At 40.7% G+C, this 22,302-nt stretch carries 19 protein-coding genes, 1 tRNA gene and 1 rRNA gene; 9 read left to right on the top strand and 12 right to left on the bottom strand.

What is annotated here, in order from left to right; all coding sequences use genetic code 11:
• The 3 genes from INF28_RS11655 to INF28_RS11665 form a co-directional block, all read right to left on the bottom strand.
• A partial coding sequence (locus INF28_RS11655; protein ID WP_226393634.1) for a hypothetical protein occupies positions 1-244 on the bottom strand: 244 nt, incomplete at its 3' end.
• A gap of 19 nt (positions 245-263) precedes the next feature.
• Positions 264-2,990 carry a hypothetical protein gene (locus tag INF28_RS11660; RefSeq protein ID WP_226393635.1) on the bottom strand — a complete coding sequence of 909 codons (2,727 nt, stop codon included), beginning with the start codon at positions 2,988-2,990 and terminating at the stop codon, positions 264-266.
• Between the two features lie 280 nt (positions 2,991-3,270).
• On the bottom strand, positions 3,271-5,193 hold the full coding sequence (locus INF28_RS11665) for a helix-turn-helix domain-containing protein (RefSeq protein ID WP_226393636.1): 1,923 nt from the start codon (positions 5,191-5,193) through the stop codon (positions 3,271-3,273).
• A gap of 187 nt (positions 5,194-5,380) precedes the next feature.
• On the opposite strand from INF28_RS11665, the gene INF28_RS11670 reads away from it, so the two are divergent.
• Entirely contained in the window at positions 5,381-7,498 is a 2,118-nt protein-coding gene (locus INF28_RS11670) for a glycoside hydrolase family 88/105 protein (RefSeq protein ID WP_226393637.1), read from the top strand.
• 237 nt (positions 7,499-7,735) lie between these two features.
• The gene (locus INF28_RS11675) at positions 7,736-8,740 is read left to right on the top strand and encodes a glycoside hydrolase family 130 protein (RefSeq protein ID WP_226393638.1); all 1,005 of its coding nucleotides are present in this window, start codon (positions 7,736-7,738) and stop codon (positions 8,738-8,740) included.
• A 207-nt stretch (positions 8,741-8,947) separates the two neighbouring features.
• Here INF28_RS11675 and INF28_RS13125 read toward each other — a convergent pair whose 3' ends face one another.
• Positions 8,948-9,133, bottom strand: a complete 186-nt coding sequence (locus INF28_RS13125; protein WP_404815178.1) for a transposase — start codon at positions 9,131-9,133, stop codon at positions 8,948-8,950.
• Between the two features lie 99 nt (positions 9,134-9,232).
• On the bottom strand, positions 9,233-9,532 hold the full coding sequence (locus INF28_RS11680; RefSeq protein WP_226393639.1) for a hypothetical protein: 300 nt from the start codon (positions 9,530-9,532) through the stop codon (positions 9,233-9,235).
• Positions 9,533-9,883: 351 nt separating this feature from the next.
• Between INF28_RS11680 and INF28_RS11690 the strand changes: the two genes are divergently transcribed.
• The 3 genes from INF28_RS11690 (at position 9,884) to INF28_RS11700 (ending at position 11,910) form a co-directional block, all read left to right on the top strand.
• Positions 9,884-9,968 (top strand) — tRNA-Leu (locus INF28_RS11690).
• 761 nt (positions 9,969-10,729) lie between these two features.
• A complete protein-coding gene (locus INF28_RS11695; protein ID WP_226393641.1) occupies positions 10,730-11,230 on the top strand; it encodes a MarR family winged helix-turn-helix transcriptional regulator in 501 nt (166 codons plus the stop codon).
• A 14-nt stretch (positions 11,231-11,244) separates the two neighbouring features.
• Positions 11,245-11,910, top strand: a complete 666-nt coding sequence (locus INF28_RS11700) for a YczE/YyaS/YitT family protein (protein ID WP_226393642.1) — start codon at positions 11,245-11,247, stop codon at positions 11,908-11,910.
• Between the two features lie 260 nt (positions 11,911-12,170).
• Here INF28_RS11700 and ilvA read toward each other — a convergent pair whose 3' ends face one another.
• From ilvA to INF28_RS11720, 4 genes are all read right to left on the bottom strand, one after another.
• Positions 12,171-13,373, bottom strand: coding sequence for a threonine ammonia-lyase (ilvA, locus tag INF28_RS11705; RefSeq protein ID WP_226393643.1), 1,203 nt, complete (start codon positions 13,371-13,373; stop codon positions 12,171-12,173).
• 37 nt (positions 13,374-13,410) lie between these two features.
• Positions 13,411-13,929: a ferritin gene (locus tag INF28_RS11710; protein WP_226393644.1), complete on the bottom strand. Its 519-nt coding sequence runs from the start codon at positions 13,927-13,929 to the stop codon at positions 13,411-13,413.
• A gap of 103 nt (positions 13,930-14,032) precedes the next feature.
• On the bottom strand, positions 14,033-15,088 hold the full coding sequence (locus tag INF28_RS11715) for an acyltransferase (protein ID WP_226393645.1): 1,056 nt from the start codon (positions 15,086-15,088) through the stop codon (positions 14,033-14,035).
• Between the two features lie 64 nt (positions 15,089-15,152).
• Complete coding sequence (locus INF28_RS11720; RefSeq protein ID WP_226393646.1) at positions 15,153-16,286, bottom strand: haloacid dehalogenase-like hydrolase; 1,134 nt, start codon at positions 16,284-16,286, stop codon at positions 15,153-15,155.
• Positions 16,287-16,482: 196 nt separating this feature from the next.
• On the opposite strand from INF28_RS11720, the gene INF28_RS11725 reads away from it, so the two are divergent.
• The 4 genes from INF28_RS11725 to INF28_RS11740 all read left to right on the top strand — a co-directional run bounded on the left by INF28_RS11725 (position 16,483) and on the right by INF28_RS11740 (position 19,555).
• On the top strand, positions 16,483-17,364 hold the full coding sequence (locus tag INF28_RS11725; RefSeq protein ID WP_226393647.1) for an aldose 1-epimerase family protein: 882 nt from the start codon (positions 16,483-16,485) through the stop codon (positions 17,362-17,364).
• Between the two features lie 34 nt (positions 17,365-17,398).
• Positions 17,399-18,235: a 5-dehydro-4-deoxy-D-glucuronate isomerase gene (gene kduI / locus INF28_RS11730; protein WP_226393648.1), complete on the top strand. Its 837-nt coding sequence runs from the start codon at positions 17,399-17,401 to the stop codon at positions 18,233-18,235.
• Between the two features lie 242 nt (positions 18,236-18,477).
• Positions 18,478-18,666 (top strand): hypothetical protein, encoded by a 189-nt coding sequence (locus INF28_RS11735; protein ID WP_226393649.1) that lies wholly within the window; start codon positions 18,478-18,480, stop codon positions 18,664-18,666.
• Between the two features lie 13 nt (positions 18,667-18,679).
• Positions 18,680-19,555, top strand: a complete 876-nt coding sequence (locus INF28_RS11740) for a hypothetical protein (RefSeq protein WP_226393650.1) — start codon at positions 18,680-18,682, stop codon at positions 19,553-19,555.
• 171 nt (positions 19,556-19,726) lie between these two features.
• On the opposite strand, the gene INF28_RS11745 is transcribed toward INF28_RS11740, so the two are convergent.
• The 3 genes from INF28_RS11745 to rrf all read right to left on the bottom strand — a co-directional run bounded on the left by INF28_RS11745 (position 19,727) and on the right by rrf (position 22,173).
• The gene (locus INF28_RS11745) at positions 19,727-20,599 is read right to left on the bottom strand and encodes a copper amine oxidase N-terminal domain-containing protein (protein ID WP_226393651.1); all 873 of its coding nucleotides are present in this window, start codon (positions 20,597-20,599) and stop codon (positions 19,727-19,729) included.
• Positions 20,600-20,950: 351 nt separating this feature from the next.
• Complete coding sequence (locus INF28_RS11750; protein WP_226393652.1) at positions 20,951-21,805, bottom strand: EamA family transporter; 855 nt, start codon at positions 21,803-21,805, stop codon at positions 20,951-20,953.
• Positions 21,806-22,056: 251 nt separating this feature from the next.
• Positions 22,057-22,173, bottom strand: a 5S ribosomal RNA gene (rrf, locus tag INF28_RS11755).
• Positions 22,174-22,302: the final 129 nt, after the last annotated feature.

Below are 22,302 nucleotides of genomic sequence, written 5' to 3' on the forward strand. Positions count from 1 at the left end.
CTATCGCCCCATTTTGCCATTTGCTGTAATGCGTGTCATCTCTGGATGTTTCAGCAAGATTCTCTGGTTTGCTATTAAATTGTTCAGTATATGCACGGGTATACCCCGCTTCTTCTGTATCAAAGGGTATCGTCTCCGCTGCCATACCCGTAATATTTACCATCTGCAGCAATATTCCCAATACCAGAAACAGACAAATCCGAACTATTCTTTTTTGGCTTTTCACCATGCTTCCTGCCTTCATTCTTGTTCCTCCTCTTTTTTTATTGATTATAATTGTAAACCACGGCCTCATATACAGTATTATTTTGTGCTCGCAGCATAATATAAGACGCTTCATTATCACCTGGATAATGTTCCTTTGCATAAATATCGCCTACATCACCAATAAAAAGTTGGTCACTTGCTACATTATAAACATAAATAGTAGCGCTAGTCAGACGAAAAATCAATTTAGGTTGTGTATTACCGTCAATTACTCTAACACCCAAATTTACACCATTTCGTTCCTCGACTTCACCAAAAGTAAGTTCATTGTATGCTCCATGACTGCTTGTAAAAGCCGCAGGCGGTACCGTCATAACACCGTCCGGCGTTTTTGGAAGATGTTTAGCTATTGCGCCAATTTCACCATTTTCATCCAAAGCAATACGCACTACATCACCTTTATGAAAATGCTTAGAAACATCCAGCTCGATCTTTGCATCAGAAGAGCTATAAGTCCACGTATATGCTTGCACAGTATCACTGCACACAAAGAGCGTTTGTGCTCCATTATACAACAATTCAAATCCGACCGTTGTATTACCAGCCTGATTAATGGACTGGGTCACTGAACGAATTACCCCAATAGGGTCATTATTTGCACTGATATTCGTGCCTGGACTTACCACAGCTACAACATACGGGCAGGTATATGTTTCGTCAATGTCATAGCCTTCTATTGTATAACTACTTTCTCCCATAAACACACTCATTCTTGACACGCCAAATTGTTTTTCGGCAGAAGCAACACCGGAGTATGTACTTGGAATCGTAAAGACTATTGTGTCTTTATCAATATAAAATTCACGATAGGAAGGATCCACGCTGCGATCTGTACATTCAAATTTACTTTCCGCTGTATTAAAAATTCTGGATGTTTTGTAAGATTGAAGCTGAGGCCTATCCTCATCCGGTTCCTCTCCTGCATTTTCCTCTGCATATGGATCATAGGAACTGGCAAGCATAACTAAAACTCCGTTGCCGTTGGTTCGATAACGAACTAATTGTTGTTTTGCTTTTCCATCTACCGTAATTTGTTGATATGCAGCAGCTGCCGGATAATCCTTTTGACCGTTGAAAATGAGTTTAGCGTTACTTTTTAGTGTCAAGAGCTCTCCCTCCTGACTCATAATAAGTACCTGAAGTGTATCGCTGTCAAATCCATTGCCCATTGCCGCTTCTATCAAATAACCTGTCTTTTTGTGCGAAGCACTTGTGTTTTCCTGCACTGCAATAACTTTTCCTTCAATGTTCAAAATAAAGGAACCACTCATACCAACTTCTATGTTTTTGGATAAATACGCTGCATCCTCCACATTCTCCCCATAATCAAAGGTAAGTTTATATGGAGCGCCGTCTATCATCACTTCATCTTCACTCATTTGCGTCACCACACCGCTGACCGAAGTCACATCTGGAATGCGTACCTGTAGCAACTTTCCATCATCACTGACCATTAGACCTACCGCTTGCCACGCTTGAATGCTTGACAATGATGTAACTTGCCCACCCTTTGCAATCAATGGTGGCTGATCTACCCCATCTTTCCAGCTTACCACTTGTCCATTTAGCATATTTCTCATTCGATAGGACTGGGCATTTACTTCTTCTACTAAAAAGTTTTGATAATCTTCAACAATAACTATATCATATTTTCCATTACAATCCTGATCAATGATCGTAACATAACCTGTCTGCGGTAAAAGTGTTTCATATGTAAAAGTATGTATTTTTCTACCTGTATATCGGCCATTTCGAATCACATTAGCCAACTGATCAATACCATATTTCTTACTCTTTCCATTGTCACTTTCTGCTTCAATTTGATTGTCTTGCAGCCCTATTATTTCATCAGCAGTAAGCCGTATAGATTTGCTGATGCTGTCATCCTGCCAAAGATAAATCAATTCGTTTTCCCGATAATAATATAATACACGATAGCCGAGCAGTTGAGAAAATTCATATTGTTTTTGTGCTGAAATCGACTTCATGGAGTATTCTTTTCCATCAATATAAATTGCCTCCAATCCACGTTCCGGCTGACCGTCTATAGAACCATATGCAGTAGCCTCCACAATACCTTTGTTCTGCATAATGTTGAAATATTCTTCCAAAAGCGATCCACCAATGCGATATACCTTTTCCTCTCCTAATCGATCCTGCTTTAACACATCAGCGGATAATAAATGATACATACAAACTACAAAATCTATTTTAGAAATCGTATCCGCATTCTCCTGGCATTTCAGTCCCCGAATCAAATCATAGCGATTTCCAACTTTATAATAGGCTGTTTCATCTCCTCCTTCCGCAAGAGCATAGGGCCGATACCCCATTAATTCGACCACCGCTCTAACTGCATCATTATATACAAGAGTTTCGTCAGAACGAAAGCTTCCATCCGAATACGGGAGCATTACTTTCTTTGTAATCACATATCCAACTGCCTCAGCATTGCCTCCAACATCATCATAGTCTTTAGCCATATCCGCATATCCTGCATCCGTTTCTCCAGACATTGCATAAAGTAATTCTGCCGCTTCACTTCTCTTGATGGGTTCGTTGGCGGTCACGGCAAATGCTGATTCGTTTGATATAAGTCCTAGTCCAGCTAACGTGGACAGTGCTCGTCTCTGCTCCTCATCCTCAATTTGATTAACCCCTGATGTATTTGTACTGTTTTCCAGCCATGGATTCACAGGACTTGCCCAAGTATATGTGCTCATTATCAACAATAAAATCAGCAACATGCATCCTCCGCATTTTGTCCTTATCCTCATGTTATTTCCCCCTTTAATATTTTTCACCGCCTGCCAAATTGTAGTGTAAATACCCGACAGGTTGGCTAAACTGTTATTTTTATTTTAACATGCCTATTATCTTAAAAACAATCGTATTGTTCGTTTTCTTATAGTAATTTACAATAATTTTAAGGCGGATAACACAAAAGTATTATCCGCCTTAATTTGTATCATTTGTATATTCAGCAACAGGTTTGCAACTATTTCATTCTTGATGTGCGTCACGAAACATCTTGGGTGTAATGCCTTCATATTTTTTGAAAATCCGGATAAAATAATAGGAATAATTAAACCCCAGCTGTTCTGAAATTGCTTCTACAGACTCCTCGGTATCCAATAAAAGGAGCTTTGCCAAAGCAATGCGCTTTTTATTAATAAATTCCGGAAAAGAGTCACCTGTATTTTCTTTTATGCATTTTGACAAATATGCTTTCTTCATACCCAGACTTTCAGCTAAATAATCCAAACAAAAATCTGCTTGTGTAAAATTACGTTCAATTTCAAAAAGCACCTGTTCCCATACTGAACTTTGTCCAGTATTATTTAACTCATTTACAGCATCACACACACTTTCCACAAAATTCTTTAATTCAGAACGTAATTTTTCTGCAGGCAGATGCGTTTCCTCTGGAAAAGGTAAAGATAAAAAATTTGCCCCGCGTAAAATGGCATTTTCCAATCTATAAACTACACTCACTACAAGATTATCTTCAATCATCGAAGAATGCATCGCATCAAAAATTTGTTCAAGACATTGCATGGCTCCTTCCTTATCTCCAGTTATTACATGATTTACCAACTTTGTTTCCAGTTCATGGTCATATTGGAAAGGTTTTGCATTTGCAATCCTTTCCCATTCTATCACATGATGATTAGCACAAAATTTATACTTTAAGGCTTCTGACGCTTCTATAAAAGCAGCTTGCAAAGAGGTAACATGATTTTTTCTTTCACTCACGCCTATCCATGCCCCAGGCTCCTCTTTCAAAAGTTCCCGACAAATTTCTTCGCTTGCTTCAGGCTTTCTTAAAATCACAGCATACTGATCTTTTCCCATACATGCCACGCGGATATCAGATCGCTCCTGCGGTTTCACTTTTTCTGTAACCAAAACCACATAATTTGTCTTTTCTAAAACAAAAGCTTGTCGCCGCATCTCTGCAAACGCTTCTTGATCAATCGCAATACCTCCTGTCAATATTCTATTCCAAAAATCACGTGCATAATGCTCTGATACCATCTGAAGAGGACGCGTTAAATACCCAATTACCAGCATTGTTGCTCCAATGCTTGTACCCAATAGTAATAACGAAATAAATAGATACACACTATTGTTACGATTTAAAAAAGGAAATTTTGTTTTCGGCGTTTGTAGTACAAATCTCCAATCTAAAATATTGGATGCTGTTTCCGCATATAAAAAATTTTTTTTATTAGGTTCAAATATTTTATTATAAGGATAAATCACCTGTCCTTTTTTGTCTAAAATATAGATTTCATTATGCCCTTCCATTGTAATTTCTTTATCTAATACATATTGACTAACCGCCTCTATATCAATTTTTCCACATAAAATGCCATAAAAAATATTGTTAATATATACCTTTATACTTTGCGTTAGAAATGCTTTTTCATTCTGCTTTTGCAGATCTAAAGAAGTTTGAATTGTATCATTTTCCCTTTCTTGAAAAAGAGGAATTTCATTAAAATTCTTCGTCTTCTCAATACCATTATGTGTTGTTCCTGCCATATAAACGGTGTCACCACCAGATGGCCAAAAAGACACTTCACATAAGAAATTACTCCGCGATAAAATTTGTTCCAGTGCCTTTACCATTTCCATTTGTCCTACTGCATTATTTCCTGGATTCTCCGCAATCTGCAAAAACTTGAAATCATAAGCCACCGTTTCTTTGATTACATTTTCCGCGTGGCTAATTAAAGTTTCATAAGATTTTTCCACCTGAGAAATGGCGCCGCTATATGACAGTTGCAACGTTTCGTTGTAACTGTCTCGCATATAAATATAGTATAGAAAAATATTTGAAAAAATTAAAAATAGACAAAGTACAAAATTAAATAATATTAAATTTTTTTTCATTTTATGCCAATGAATCCGATGTATCATTTTGTACCCTCCCAATTTTTTTTTTCATTGTATCATCTCTCCAAAAACTTGTCAATGCAAAAACTCTTCCAGTTTTTATTCGAAAACAAAAGTATTATAGAATAAATTAATTACTATTTACTTTTAATTTACAGATATAGTATGATAAAATTAAAAAAAGATTTAGAAAAGTGAGGAGACTATTTTTATGTGTCTAAAAAAATGTCAGGCTATTGGCTGTAACATAACCAATACCGCTAATATCCTGTCTATTATCGCAAATCGTTATACAGCAGATAATCCGCCTATACCTTTTTCCTTTCGAGGTTTTTCTGAAGCCGGACAGGTTCAATGCAGTCAAAACGGTAGCTATCATATTGATTTTTCATTACAATTTCCTGATGCTCCCCGAGGAGCATATGCATATGTCGCTACACGTATTTATGCTAAACAGAATGGCCCTCATGGCATACTCTTAACTAGTCCTGGCGGAACCGAATTATACGTGGACGGCAATCTTCTTTATCGGTCCAGCGTCCAAGATGAACAAGCAATGGGAAGACAAAATCATGTTGAAATGGAGCTAAAGCAAGGTTGGCATGACCTATTTTTCAAATGCAAAAATGTATGCCGCGGACAATTTTGGGTTACTATAAGCGGCAACAGTCCAAAATGGGCTCCTATGCTATTTTATGCTCCTTTTCAAGAACGAATGGAACAATGCGGTTTTGCCTCCACCACTTGTTTTGAATCTGACATATTTGAAGTTATTCCGTCCCTTTCAGAACAAGAAATACAAAACCCATCCGTTATCTGGTATCCAGTACAAACCTGGGATAAGGAGCAATTACAATTTTCTCCATCTTATAGACTTTTTGGCCATAGTAGCGCTATGGCCTGGGCAAAGTTACAGGCAAACTATGCTGAAAATATTTATTTTTCTGTTCACGCAGATGATAAGATCCTTTTGTATACAGGAGGCCAAATATATACTGCAGAAAACGGTTCTTTGGAGATCAATATAACACTATCGCCAGGAGAACATGACGTGTTGATTTATGGTAAAAACTTTTCCATAGGAACCAATGCCTCCCTTAAACTACCACCGAGTGTACAAGGCGTCCCAGCTCCATGGCTTTATTTAGGTCCTTTATCCGACAACCTTGACCTGTCTAATCCTATAGAATTCTGTACACTTTATCGGCTTTTTGACGGTCAAGACGGTCCAACCTACTGGAGAGCAGATTTGCCCCACATGGTCATTCGCCCATGCCTGGAAAATACCGGCTTTGGAAAATGGAGTTACCCTTATGGTGTAACACTCTACGGATTATTAGAAGCAGCACGTATGCTAAAAAGACAGGATTTGATTGATTATACTAAGGCACACGCAAACCAATGTGTTCAGCTATACGCATACTCCCGCTGGGATAAAGAAACTTATGGCTATCCCAATATCAATCAACAACTTCTCTGGTTTTCTGCTCTGGATGACGTGGGTTCCTTTGGCTCCTTCGTGCTTGAATCAACAGATGGGAAGATTTCAGAGGCCATTCATCTGCTATCAAAAAACATTGCTGATTATATACAAACCAAGGTAGAGCGTACACCAGAAGGTGCTTTTTTCCGATTGAATTCCTCCTGTGCCCAAACAATGTGGGCTGATGACCTGTATATGAGCGTGCCTTTTCTCGTACGTTACGCCACTCTGTTTCAAGACACAGCTGCTCTGGATGATGCCGCCAAGCAATTTTTACTTTATCGTAAGTATCTATATATGGAAAATGAACATCTTTTTTCGCATGTATATGACTTTCGCCGAAAGGCACAATCTTATGTGCCCTGGGGGCGCGGTAACGGATGGGCTCTCTTTTCGCTTTCAGAGCTGCTTCTCCATCTTGAAAAAACACACCCTCTTTATGCAGATCTCATTGACTTGTTTCAAGAATTTTCCGATGGCATCCTAACTCGCCAAGGTACACATGGCTTATGGCATCAAGTCATAAACGATGCTTCCACTTATGAAGAAACCTCTTGTACCGCTATGATTATCTGCGCTTTTTCCCGCGGAATCCGTCTTGGTATTTTAGATGCTCAAAAATATGCAAAAGCTGTGTTTCGCGCATGGGAGGGATTGACGTTATACGCAATTGACACATATGGCAATGTGCATGGTGTTTGCCGAGGTTCATTTTATTCCTTTGATCCGGAATACTATCGTGATCTAAATCCTATCACAAACGACCCCCATGGTGTAGGCATTGTTCTGCTTTCCGGAGTTGAAGTCCTGCGATTGCAAGATACATTAAAACAAAAAAAGGGATAAAAATGCTTTGCTGTTTAACAGCTCAGCTTGCATAATTAAACTCTAAGTGCTGTGTATATGACACAGTCTTATATTCCAATTTTATGTACCATAAATTTTAATTGAAAACACGCTTAAAAGAGTTTGGTACTGATTTTTTCTATATTAATAAAAACAGTACTTCTCTTAAAAATTATTTTATAATAAAAAAGCTGCATGGCATTTATTCTAATTTTTTGCAGCAGAATGGAGATTAAAATGGGAAAAGTATACCCTGAATTACAAACAGCAAAAATTATCAAAAAATATGATGGAAATCCTATTTTGACAGCCACTGATGTCCCTTATGATGTATCGCTTGTTTTTAACGCAGGCGTTGTAAAATATAAGGGGAAATATGTCATGATTTTTCGAAATGATTATGGCAGCTCCGAAGCAGATTATTTAGAAAAAGGATTACCGGGAACCAACTTAGGCCTTGCATATAGCAATGATGGCATCCACTGGGAAGTTGAAAAGCAACCATTTCTTTCACAGGAAACAGTAAAGACTGAAGAAGTTTCCAGATTTTATGACCCAAGACTCACCGTCATTGACGGGGAATTGTATATTTGTTTTGCCGTGGATACACGACATGGGATACGCGGAGGGATTGGAAAAATTCATGATCTCAAAGAAATTGAAGTATTGTGTATGACTGCTCCCGATAATCGCAACATGGTTTTATTCCCTGAAAAAATAGGAGGCCTGTTCACACGCCTTGAAAGGCCATCTCCCGTATATGGAAGAGGAGGGAAGGATCGCTTTGATATCTGGTGTTCTCAATCTCCTGATTTAAAATTTTGGGGCAAGGAAACACTTGTTCTCGGCGTAGAAGATGTGCCCTTTGCTAACGATAAAATTGGTCCCGCCGCTCCGCCGATTAAAACCCAAAAGGGATGGCTGACCACTTTTCATGCTGTAGATCGAGACAATACGAGAGGAAAAAATGGTTGGGAAAATAAATGGACAAAACGATACACAGCCGGTATTATGCTATTGGATTTAGAGAACCCTTCCAAAATAATTGGCATATCACGTGATCCATTAATTGCCCCTGAACTGCCTTATGAAACGGATAAAGGATTTCGCCAAAATGTAATTTTCCCTGGCGGTATGATTTTAGAAGAAAACGGTGAAGTAAAAATTTACTATGGGGCAGCAGATACCGTAGAATGTCTAGCCACAGCATATATTGATGATCTTTTAAACCTTTGTTTATAGAATACAGCACATAAGAAAAAACCTAAAATTTAAGGGAAATGCGGACAAATTCTTGGACTGTTCGTATAGCGAATCCAAGACTATGTCTGGTACCCCTTTGTTGACAAAGTTCGTATTTTATGAATTTAAACGACCCCTAATACATAAATTTGATGGGATATATACGCCTATGCTATTGCAAAATATGGATTTGGGACTCCCGCAACACTATAAATTCAGTGCCAAAGCCGAAAAGAGGCATTCTTCATGAACCCTGTAAATGCCTCTTTTTTCGGCTCGTTTTAATTTATGCTCTTGTTTAAAAACCACAAAGGTCCTTTCGCTCCAAATTGACCCCAAAATTTTTCGGCGCTTGTATTTATCAGTGAAACAAGGCCCGCGATTCCTGTGCATGGCACTGCGAACTTACATTAATTCTGATTTTGCCATAATCAACAACACAATGCTGTAAATTCTTGCAGTCAATACACTCCTGCCGGGGTTAGTCATACATTAGTTGTAATAGCTTGTGGCTGTCCCGGTCTTTTGCGCAATCAGCTTAGACGCACGGTAGTATTTTGCCTTTGCAGCACCGCCCCCGTCTGTCTCATAAACCATGTTGTCCCCATCCCATATATGCCGGGTGGTCTCTCCATTCACCGTTTTGCTCTGTCTGCATCCGGTTACATCATAGGTATACACGGCGGACAATCCGCTGTCTGTCTCCACTTCTGTCAGTTCACCATATCCGTTATACGTATAGTATACCGCCATGGCGTCTTCTATGCTCCCGTCCGCCGTGCTGTTCATCACCTCTGCGCTGATCTCTTCCGTTTCACTCCCTACCTATGTATATTCCTCTGTCCCCTTGAAAATCAGATTTCCATTGTCGTCATAGCTGTACTGCACCTCGGCTTTGTCTGTATTCACCTTGGTTACCTGGCCCATCAGATTGTATTCAGACACAGTAAAGCCGTTACTGATATAATGATAGTGTCAATATTTCCATACAAAAACCATAATTACAAAACACCTTTTGAGGCACGCTATGAAGCTGTATCAGTTCTAATGACAGTCGAAGCCTCTTTTCAGCACATAGCATGATAAAGAATCCATACATACCCCCTTGACATCACCCTTTCTTCTTGCTATAATAAATGATATGCGGGTGTGGCGGAATTGGCAGACGTGTTAGATTTAGGTTCTAATGGCAACAGCCGTGCAGGTTCAAGTCCTGTCACCCGCACCATATCGAGTGTTCTTACAGAATCTGGATGGTTTTGTATGACACTCGGTTTTTTATTGTTTTTTAACTTGCGCAAGAGGCAAACTCAACGGCCAAACCCTGTCTTGTATGAATTGATACGTTGTTTTCATGTCTCTTTTCAAGGCCAGGTATTTCTATATTAAAAAAATCCGTAGGTATACTTTCTCAACCATAGAAGATAAATATCATTTTATTGATGCTCATCGCTCCGAAGTTTCTGTGGGTAAGCTATGCCAACTACTTGAAATTTCTCAGAGCGGCTATTATGCGTGAAAACAACAGCTTTTGCGCAAACTGTTCACTCGCCATCAAAGACGCCCCGCAGCCGGTCTTGACACTTTGTTTCATATGTTGAAGTATATCATCTCATGCTCTAGAAACAGCGTTCACAGGCGTATGAAGAAATATAACTATGGCTATCTCCCCATCTTCTAAAGAGAGATTTCAATGCCAATAAGCCCAATCAAAATTACATACATCCCAACAGAGGAAGGTTGGCTTTATGCCACTATTGCGAAAGACTTATGTCATAAGAAAATAGTTGGTTATGCCTTCTCACATCGTATTGATACAAACCTTACTGTTGCCGCTTAAAAAATGGCTGTAATATAGGTGAATTCCAGCTGTGGAAGAAATGCGGATGGTTTACTAAAGCAGAGAGTTACTACGATTCATTCCGTTTTTTTCAACTTTTTTCTGCCTATGCTTTCGAGAATAGCTCACGACAAAGCCAAAGCATAATATTGACTTTTTTCTTTTTAAGATATATAATAAGAATACAAATAATAAGAAATGTTATCAAAATAAAAAAGGGGGGGATGACTGCATTGGAAGATTTACACTATTTATTAATGAAATCAAATGCCTTGTTTTTACGTGAAATTTCATCTGAAGCGCGAAAAATTGGCTTGACATCTGGACAGCCGAAAATATTGGATTTTCTATTGAAATATGAAGAAGCCGATCAAAAAACCATTGCGTCATATTGCGAGATTGAACAGGCAACAGTTGGCAGTATTTTATTGCGTATGGAAAATTCTGGTTTAATACAGCGAAGACAAAAAGATGGCAATCGGCGGTCTCTTTATGTGTCTCTTACAAACTCCGGAAAAGACGCGGCAATGCTGCTGGCCGATATTTTTCAGAAAGTGGAAACAAAAGCAACCGCTGCCCTTTCGGAACAAGAAATAAAAACGCTTCATATTCTTTTGGAAAAGATTTGTGCGACAATGCAGACAGTATAGAGGAAGGTGTGACAATGATAAAAAATAAACAGCACAAAATAAATCATCCAATCAAAAGACTTATCCTTTTGTGCATCGGTTTGAGTGTTATGGCTTTTGGTGTGGCATTTTCCATCAAAGCCGCTTTGGGAACCTCTCCAATTTCCAGCGTCCCCTATGTGACATCCGTAATCTCTGGCCTATCGGTAGGAACCACTACGATTATTATGAATTTTCTTTTTGTGTTGATTCAAATTGTTATTCTTCGTAAACGATATGATTGGTTCCAACTTTTACAATTTCCGTCAGCAATTGTATTTGGTACAATGATTGATGTGGCGGAAAAAGTTCTTCAAAACGTATTGTTTTATAACTATTTTCAACAATGGATTCTTTGCGCCATTGGCATCTTCTTGGTAGCTTTGGGCATTAGCATAGAAGTCGTGGCAGGCCTGGTTACCACCGCAGGCGAGGGCGTCGTTCTGGCAATTTGTAAAGTTGCCCCTGTGAAATTCAGCAATATGAAAGTTCTTTTTGACATTACGCTGGTCTGCATCTCCGTTCTCCTATCTTTTATTTTTTTATGGCATTTGGACGGTGTAAGAGAGGGTACGTTGGCAGCTGCAGTTTGTGTAGGTCTGATAACAAAACTTACCAATAAACCCATTAAAATGTTGGGAGATATTCTTTTAAAATCTTAAACAAATCAAAGTTTAAAGCTTTTTACCATTTGGGCGCTGTGGTGTCACAGGCAATTGCTGATGCCATAACCGCTGTTATGGCATCCATACTGTTTATGTGCAGCCCTATAAAAAATTCTATTATGCGCTGGGAAGATGATAAAGTCGCTGGGAAAATTTACATTTGGGTTAGAAATTTATAAAAAGACAAGCGCTATCGAATGAAAACTTTCGAAGCGCTTGTTTAATTTTACAACGTTCCTTATAGCAGCCGCTGTCTTTTATTTTACATCTACAATTTTATAGCCTTGGCGGCTGATCTCTGCCTTGATCTGATCCAAGTGCTCCTGATTTCTGGTTTCCATGGAAATACGCAAAACACAGGCATTGATGTCCAGATCCACATCAGCCCTGGAATGGAAGACCGAAACCACATTACCGCCCAGCTTGGATATGATCTGCGACACACCAAGTAACTGTCCCGGCTTATCAATGAGTTCAATAATCAATTCCGCTAATCTTCCGGCCTTTTGCAAGCCGCGATCAATGACACGGGACAAAATCGTAACATCAATATTGCCTCCGGATACCAAGCAAACCACATTCTTATTTTGAATAGGCACCTTGTGGAACAACGCAGCAGCCAGAGCAACCGCACCAGCACCTTCCGCAATCATCTTCTGTTGCTCAATCAGTTCCAGAATTGCCGTAGAAACTTCATCATCTGTAACAGTTACGATTTCATCCACATATTTTTCCACCAGTTCAAACGTATGATCTCCGGGCCGTTTCACCGCAATACCATCTGCAATGGTCTTAACCGAATCCAACGTTTCAATTTGCTTTTTCTTCACCGCATTCAGCATAGACGGGGCACCGGAAGACTGCACACCATACACCTTGATTTCCGGCTTGAGTGCTTTCAAGGCAAATGCCACGCCACTGATCAGTCCGCCGCCGCCAATAGGCACAATCACCACATCCACATTGGGGAGCTCATCCAATATTTCAAGGCCAATAGATCCCTGGCCTGCAATCACCAGTTCATCATCAAACGGGTGAATAAAAGTCGCTCCGGTTTCCTCAACCAAAGACAACGCTTTTTCATAGGCATCATCATAAGCCCCTTCCACCAAACACACTTCTGCGCCGTAACTTTTGGTAGCCTCCACCTTGGAAATAGGCGCGCCGTCCGGAATACAAATCAAAGATTTGATTCCGTTTTTAGCTGCAGCCAGTGCTACGCCCTGTGCATGGTTTCCGGCCGAACAGGCAATAACGCCCTTCGCCTTTTCCTCTTCCGTAAGCTGTGAAATTTTATAATATGCCCCCCGCACCTTAAAGGACCCGGTCACCTGTAAATTTTCCGGCTTAAGATAAAGATTGACGCCCGGACACAGATTGGGAGATTTAATCAGGGCTGTGGGACGAATCACTTCTTTTAATACAAACGAAGCGTGATAGATTTTATCAAGTGTGAGCATATCTCCTTCGACTCCTTATTCCTTATAACATTTTCCTTTATTCTGCTGCCATAATGGAAGGCGCAGTATAAACCCGTGCTCCCATTTCCTGGTCCAGCATATACAGCGATTTTGCATCGTCTCCGAAAAGTTCCATTTTCTTAATCAGATCCTCTGCTGTTTTTTCCTCCTCACCCTGCTCCTTCACAAACCAGTCAAGGTACTGCATGGTACGAAAATCTTTAATGCTGTAAGCGGCATCATAAATATTATGAATCAATCCGGTCACATACTGCTCATGCTCCAATCCAGCTTTCAGCGGGCCCATTTTATCATTAAACTCCTTGTCCGGCTTATCAATTGCTTCTAAAACCACACGGCAGCCATTATCCTGGAGATAATTCATCATCAATATAGCATGATCCCTCTCCTCCTGGGCCTGAATTTTATACCAGTTGGCAAAACCGGACAATCCCAAATCTTCATAGTAATTTGCAAAGTCCAGATACAAATACGCGGAGTAAAACTCCTTGTTCACCTGTTGATTAATCAAATCAGCTACTTTTTTTTCTAACATTATAATCGCTCCTAACCATATTTAATTATTCCTCTGTTTGGCATTATACCACGTTCTTCACCAAATGAAAAGCTTAATTTATACAAAATCAAATTTCTTTTTTTTAATTTTTTTGCATAATTTTTGCGATTTGCCGCTTTCCGCACTGCCACAACAGGCATAAAACAACGCTTCCGATATAAGCACACAGCAGCCGGATTCCATACCGCTGGGGCAAACTCACAATTCCCCGCATATCCAAAATATCATTGGTAATAAAAATAACCAGACAATGCACCAAATAAATACTATAGCTCGCCCGGTCCACTCCAGCCAAAGGACGCAAAAACACGGCACCGCCGTCCGTAAACAGCTGAGCCAGCATATAAAAAAACAAAATTGCGCTAATACAGTACAGCGTATGCATCTGGTCCGCCCACGGACCGCCGTTTCCTATACACCGCACCGTATACCAGGCATTAAGAGCCGCACATAAAATAAAAAAGGCAGTAATTACAATCCATTTTTCACGCAGGTAATTCTGAAACTCTCGGTAATAGAGCCCAATCATGCAGCCTGCCGTCCAATAAAACATATACCGCGGAAACAGCAAATCCCAACGCGAAAATTCCAACTCGGGCCAAATCACCTGTGCGGCCTCTCCTATCCCCATGCCAAACATGATGCTGATAATCAACGTCACCGGCAAAACCACCGCCGGATTGGCCCTCCGAAACAACAACATCCAAAGCGGCGCCAGCAGATAAAACTGAACCAAAACCACAATAAAATAAAAGTGTGCGGATATATCTCCAAAAAGCAAAAAGTGTCCCAGTTCGCTCCAGGAAAAAACATAAAAATTCCGGTAACAAAAATAAAGATAATATATCACAACCCAAATCACATAGGGAATCACGATGGACACCAGCCGGGAGAGATAAAACTTCCCATAACGCATATGTCCGGCCTTGAAAAAAAGCTTTACCCCGCTGAGCAAAATAAATCCCTGTACCACAAAACCAGAAAGGCGCGAAAGAATCAGGATAGCCCAAAACATAGTCTGCCCGTGGTTCATTTTTTCGATAATCTCAGAAGAAGCATGAATAAAAATTACAACAAAACAAAAAAAGATGTTTAAAAATACAATATCCTGCTTCCGCACAGACTGCCCCTTTGCCATAACTTTCACTCCCATCCTATCAGAGATTATAACGGCTTTTTTCGTATTTGTCAAATCGCCTTTGCTATCTGTACAGCCATCTGTCTTGTAAAACATAATGCAAGCCGTCTGTCCTTTCAGCTTTTAACAATCCGGCAATATCTCTGCGTCCATCAGGGCACATCAAAAGTCCTAATTGGGTATCAGAATAGGCAGTCAACATGGCAACATCCCCGGCGCTGTCACCAGCTACCAACACAGGGCCCCTGCCGCCGTGTGCAGGTAAAATATAGCGATTGATCAACTCCGTTTTTCCTTCCCGCTGTATCTTGGGATAAGCATCGGCATACGCAGGGAGATATCTACCGCTCTCATCTGTTTTCAGCCGCATTCCAAAAATATGCTCTTTGCCCAAACCATATCCGCTCTGTGGATCTGTCAATGCCGCTTCCACAATCTCCTGCAGGGATGCCGAACAAATATAAACATCAATCCCATTTTCCAACAGCGTATGAAACAAATCCTTCATCTCTTCCGGGAAGGCCAAACCATCTCTATATTCCGCGGTAACCACACCAGCCTTTCCTGAAGCTACCTTGGGGCTTGTAATACACTTTTTATAAAAACCTGTTTGCTCCAGTTTCCAAGCATATGCCTGCTTTGCCAGGTTACGTGTTGCCTGCACCGAAAGGCCGGCAAACATGACATAAAGAATCCATGTATAGCTTACAACATCCGAAAAGGTATCCGAAAGCGCCGCATATAAAAACAAAAGTTTTGCCTTAAAATCCTGATACTGTACAGTCTGCCGTATTTGGACGCTATCTTGCAAATATTTTTTAAGATATCGATAATCCTCCGCGCAATCCTGTATCACCGTCCGGGCAGGCGCAAAAGTCTGTCCCGCCTTTTGAAGCGGCAAATCCAAATTGGGAATCCCCGTCGCCAGCACTGCCGTGACATTTTCATCCGAAAACCCAAATGTCAAATGCATAAGCTGATACAAAAACAAGGTTTCCTGAAGGTCTCCTGCCACTGTGGTATTGTCACAGTCAAACACTGCATACGGTCGGCACTCGGGATCGTATTTGCTGTTTTGTTTTCCATTATTTTGGATCAAATCACACAAAGCCCGGTGTGCTTCCAACGTCCAACCGTTTCTTTTCAATTTCCGCGGTATCGCAACCCCCTCCTCGCTCAAACAACTATAAAGCATCATACCACACTCGCAAGCAGAGGGCAAGCGTTTTCAGCAGGTTTTCCCACTTCTGTAAAAAAGATACGGCCTTGTTCTTGCAAAACAAATTTCTGTATGATACAATGATACAAGACAGTGAAGCAAAACAACGGCTGTTTTGTGATGAAAATATTTTTACCACACAGCATTTCTATATTTTAAAACAAGGAGGATATTTATGACACAGACAATTCAAAGCGGAAATGTTTCCGCAGTCATTGATTTATTGGGCGGCCAACTGTTATCCTTTGAAAAAGACGGAAAAGAATATATTTGGCAAAGAAACCCTAAATACTGGGGGTCCTGCGCTCCACTTCTGTTCCCGGTCATTGCCCGGCTGAAGGATAAAAAACTTACTGTACACGGCAAAGATTATCCCATGACCATGCACGGCTTTGTACGTGACAGCATGCTTCAAATTGCCGAAAAATCGGAAAACAGCGTGACAATGTTTATGACTAACACCCCCGAAACAGAAAAACTTTATCCCTTTCATTTCCGGTTTTCTGTAACGTTTACTTTAGAGGGCGACAAGCTGACGACCTCTTTTGCGATCGAAAACACCGGAAAAGAAGAGATGCTGTTTTGTCTTGGCGGGCACCCTGCTTTTAATGTACCCATTGCCGCAGGGGAACAATTTACCGATTACCAACTGGAATTTGAAAAAGAGGAAATTTTGGAATCCAATCATGTCAATGATGATGAATCCATCAGCGCATCCAAAAAGGATATGATTTTAGACAGCGGCCGTATTCTTCCGCTGAAACGTAACCTCTTTAACAATGACGCCATGATTTTTGAAAATATTGAATCCCGGCGTGTAGATCTGGTTCACAAAACCACGGGAAAAGGGATACGCTTCTGCTATCCCGATTTTACCACTCTGGCTGTCTGGACGCGAGGTGAGCCTTCTGACGCACCGTATGTCTGCCTGGAGCCATGGCTGGGCATGGGTTTTCGTGATAACGAAACCAGCGATTTAGAACAAAAATACGATGTCCAGCATCTTATGCCGGGCAGTGTATTTACAGCATCATTCTCAGCAGAAATTATTGACTGAAAAAAATAAATGTTATATACAGGAGGAATTTATTATGGATATTGAAATTAGAAACCCTTGGCATCCGGATGATGCCAAACACTACACCACAGACCGTATGCGCAATGACTTTTTGATTCAAAACCTGTTTACTCCCAATAAGGTACGGCTGGTATACAGCCATGTAGACCGCATCATTGTAGGCGGCATTTGTCCTGCAGATGAAGTGCTCAAGCTGGAAGCCGGTCATGAACTGGGCGTTGACTATTTTCTGGAGCGCCGGGAACTGGGGCTTATCAATGTAGGCGGAGAAGGTACCGTTATCCTGGACGGCGAAGAATTTGTTCTGGGGCACAAAGACGGCTTGTATGCTGGCATGGGGATCAAAGAGGTTGCGTTCAAAAGCACCGATCCTGCAAACCCTGCCAAATTTTATATGAACTCCACCCCAGCACACAGAAAATGCCCTACGGTAAAAATTACGCTGGAAATGGCAAACAAACGGCCTTTGGGTTCTTTAGAAGAATGCAACAAGCGCACCATTAACCAGTATATCCATCCTGCTGTCTGCGAAAGCTGTCAGCTCTCCATGGGTATGACTGCTCTGGATGTGGGCAGTAACTGGAATACCATGCCCTGCCACACCCACGAAAGACGAATGGAAGTTTATTTCTATTTTGAACTGGGCGAAGAGGACGTTGTGTTCCATATGATGGGTGAACCACAGGAAACCCGGCATATTGTCATGCGGAACGAAGAGGCTGTCATTTCGCCAAGCTGGTCCATCCACAGCGGGGTTGGAACCAAGAACTATACTTTTATTTGGGGTATGGCGGGAGAAAACCAAACCTTTGACGATATGGACGATGTAGCCATGAAAGATCTTCGGTAAAAATATGCAAGTTAATTTCCTCCCTATTCCTTATTTGTATTGCTTGCTGTTCTTTCTTTCGCTTTGCGGCGTATGGATAAATCATTGATAGCAAGTATATTTTAAAAAAATATAAGGCAACTGACTGCTTTGCTCATAAAAACTTTCTGTGATAATAAAATATATTATGGAAATTTTACAGCCAATTCAAAAAATCAAGAGCATAAAACCAGAAGAATGGAAACCCGAATTTGGAGAGCAGTTTGCCTTCTACAGCAGCATTGGATACACAGGGAGTACTGCCTTTCGGCACAGCAGACGAGGTTGTTGCTGAAACCAAACGCATTGCTGATATTTTCAGTGAAAACGGCGGCTATACTTTAATGGCCAGCCAAGGCTTTGAAAGTGATGTTCCACTGGAAAATATCGAAGCAATGTACAGCATTCGATAAAGGAGTTAACAAAATGAATTTAAAAATAGAACAGAGAAATTCCAGCGGTGAGCTCTCGGCTGAGGCAATGGGCGAAAAAAGTGTTTCTCTTGAAATCCCTTCTTATGCACCAGGAGATAAACTGGTTTTTCAAACGGATACAAAATACGTATGGATCAAAATACACGAAACGGTTGCCGAAGCTTTACTTTACATCCCAGACGGTACTTTTGTTTTTCCCATTCCGGAAGGAGAAGCACTTCGAGGCTTTGCCCCCGACACCTTCCAGGGCGCGCAGAAAATAACCATGTGGGCAGCCTCTGAAGCAGAAAAGCAGACTTATCGGAACCTATGTCTGAATCCGCTGGACTACAGGCTTCCTAGCGAAGTAGTAGACCCAGATGCCCCTGAATGGAGCAATCCCACTGATTCTCAGGCCATGAAAGATAATGAAATCACTGCATTCCCGCATGCCTATGCAAACCGTGTCACACGAAACGAGGGTTGCTTTTACGCCCGTAATGCGATTGATGGAATTTCCACCCCAAATGGACATGGCAATTATCCATATCATTCCTGGGGCGGCGCCGTACATGAGGATCTGACATTGGCTGTTTATTTTGGCCGGCCGGTACGGGCAGATAAGCTTGTTCTCTGCTTGCGGAGCGATTATCGGACTGATGATCAAGGACGTGAACACGATACTTATTGGCACACTGCCTTAATCGAATTATCCGATGGATTTTCCACCGAGATTCATCCGCAAAAGTCCGCAGAAGGGCAGGTCTTTGATTTGGGTGAACATACCACTACATGGCTCAAGCTTTCCCGTCTGGATCCTCTGCAGCATGATGGCAGTCTCAATTTTGCGGCTTTGAACCAAATTGAGCTATGGGGAAATGAAGCTTAAACCCTGGTTTCTCCTTTGTTTTTTACATAGTTTCTTTCAAATAATGTAAGCAACATTAGTCATGACCACCGGCACCGCCGGTGGTTTTCTCTATACAAAAAAGGCATTTGGATCGCGTTCTCCGCTTTCCATATGCCTCTTCTCTTACGAATTCCTTTAAAACAAGTTGTATCAGGACACAACTGTTTCATAAGGTTCAAAACTCATCCCCAACGATTTCATGTATACATCATAATAGCCAAGGGAGCGAATGCTGGTTGTGGTCTTGTTAATCACCAAATACAACTGTCCGTCAATACGGCTTGTAATACCGGTAAAATACACCACCGTACCAGATGGATTTTCGGTTTCAAATTGCTCCAGCCAATACTGGGAAATATAGTCGCCATAAGCTGTATCATCCGAACTGGACGTCTTTACTGGTGTACAGAAAGACATTTTATCATATTCCCCAAAGCTGTTTTTCTGTAAAGACCGCAGGTAAAAAATGCCCGTTTCATTGTCACGTCCAATCACACCATAAGCCGCGCAAAGCACCCCTTCGTCCTGCGCCCCAATTTCAGCTACTGTTAACTCATTTTTGTCCCGTTTCATCGGCACAATCGTTGCAGTACGATTCACATTATCCCACTTTACATCTGCAGAAAACGCCTCAGAAATTGCTCTCACAGGCACATATGTTCTATCATTCTGTATCATGGCAGGAACATCCATTTCAATCGTGTCCACCGCTTCTGCCTTCCCCCCGGTAATGGTATATCGGCCCATCACATTATTGCCGATTTGAAGAGAAAGAAGGCTGTCATACAAAACGATCTGGATCCGCTTATCATCATCAAACCAATAGACCGTAGCATCCAACGCCTCAGAAACCGCTCTTAACGGAAGCATCAGTCTATCATCCACAATGACAGGTTCACTGCCTGGTGCAAATTCCAGCTTTTCTCCTACTACAACCTTATTTTCTTCGGCAAACGCTGGAAGCATTACACTGACACTTGCTGCACATAGAAAAACCGCCAAAACTCTCTTTATATTTTTCATATGTCCTCCTAACCGCAAAGAATTTTTATCATCCTTTGCAAAAAGTGTTTGTTTTCTTTTATCAGATATATTTTCTATGTTTTATTATAACTTACTTATTCAAGAAAATCAACACAAATAACTTGCAAATATTAAAAATCGTTCGCCATTACTTTGCAAAATTCATGTTATTTCTTTTATATGCTCACTTTTGGCTGAGAAAACAAACTGCCAAACTATTTCAAAAAACGGTATTGGATGTTTTGCGGTCTTGGGCAGGATTTTTGTCATCCCTGCTTATATCCCCTTGGATATTTTCCCTTAAATCTTATCACTTCTGCTGTGGAGGAATTTTTAATTGTTCTTTTTCTTTTAAATATTTAAAACGACAATAGCAAATGTTCCCAGACCCAGACCGATATACTGCTGTAAAGAAAGCTTTTCTTTATAAACAAAAATAGATACAAGGGCGGTGGTAATAATTCCCCCCGCCGAAATAACCGGAAACATAATGGATGCAGGCATACGCAGAGATAATACTAACGTAAGGTAATTGACGACTCCGTTTGCAATTCCGCAGCTTATATACCACACAAATCCCTTTTTCATATAAACCGACAAACTTTTCCGCTCTGGGATCAGGGTTGCTGCGGTCAATACAATAACGGAAACACCAAGAGCAATCACCATAAACTCATTTTTATAAAGGCCATTGCATTTTATTTGCTGCATTTTTTGCATGGTAGAACACATTCCGTTTCCTACGAAGGCAACTGCCGCATATATCACCCATTTTAATGTAATTTTTTTCTCAGTGCCATTTTTTTCAAAATGAATTAACACCAACGAAACAAATAGAAGAATCACTCCAAATAAGATGAAAAAATCAATAGGCTCACCAAGAACAGCAAAACCATAAAATGTTGGTATGATTAAAGAATAAGATATAACAAGGGAGGTTAGAGACAGCGGACCTGCACTGATTGCCAGCAAGGTTCCCACGCAAGCCATACTGTACGCTAACGCAAATCCAGCGGCATAACCCAAGACTTGCCTATTAAATTCCAAACGCCCTTTTGACACAATCAAAAAAAACAGCAATGCGACAAATGCGGAAGCCGCCGAAAAACTATAGGCTCCGCCGGAAAGTCTGTTATAATACGCTTTCCGTGTTACCTGCTGTAAAGTAACACCCAAAATAATACCTATTAAAAAAATAATGTTCATTTCACTTTTCCCCTTAGCTGCAATATGTGTTTTTTAGCAAGTATATTTTACCATTCATCAAAACCACCATTTTCATCAGATAGCGTATACCGCTGCAAAACTTTTTATAACGTAGCACAGACATAGTGAAATGTCAATCATAAAATAAGGGAAAAAATGAAATAGATAAAAAATTATGATTACTATATAAAATTATGATTATAAAAACAAAAAGATCCCCAACGAGAAAACTCGTCAAGGATCCTTCAAAGATCTGGCAGCGACATAGGTTCCCGGGCGGTCGCCCGCCAAGTATTTTCAGCGCAGGGAAGCTTAACTACTGTGTTCGGAATGGGAACAGGTGTGACCTTCCCGCTATAGCCACCAGATAAGCGTAACCGCTTAACCAACTGCTGTGCTTTGAATTTAAATAAAGAGAAAAGCTTGAGTTCCTTACTCACTCTTTTGAGGTCAAGCCCTCGACCTATTAGTATCGGTCAGCTCAATGTGTTACCACA

Origin of the sequence: Ructibacterium gallinarum (assembly GCF_014982785.1) — a bacterium.
GTDB classification, from domain to species: Bacteria; Bacillota; Clostridia; order Monoglobales; family Monoglobaceae; genus Ructibacterium; species Ructibacterium gallinarum.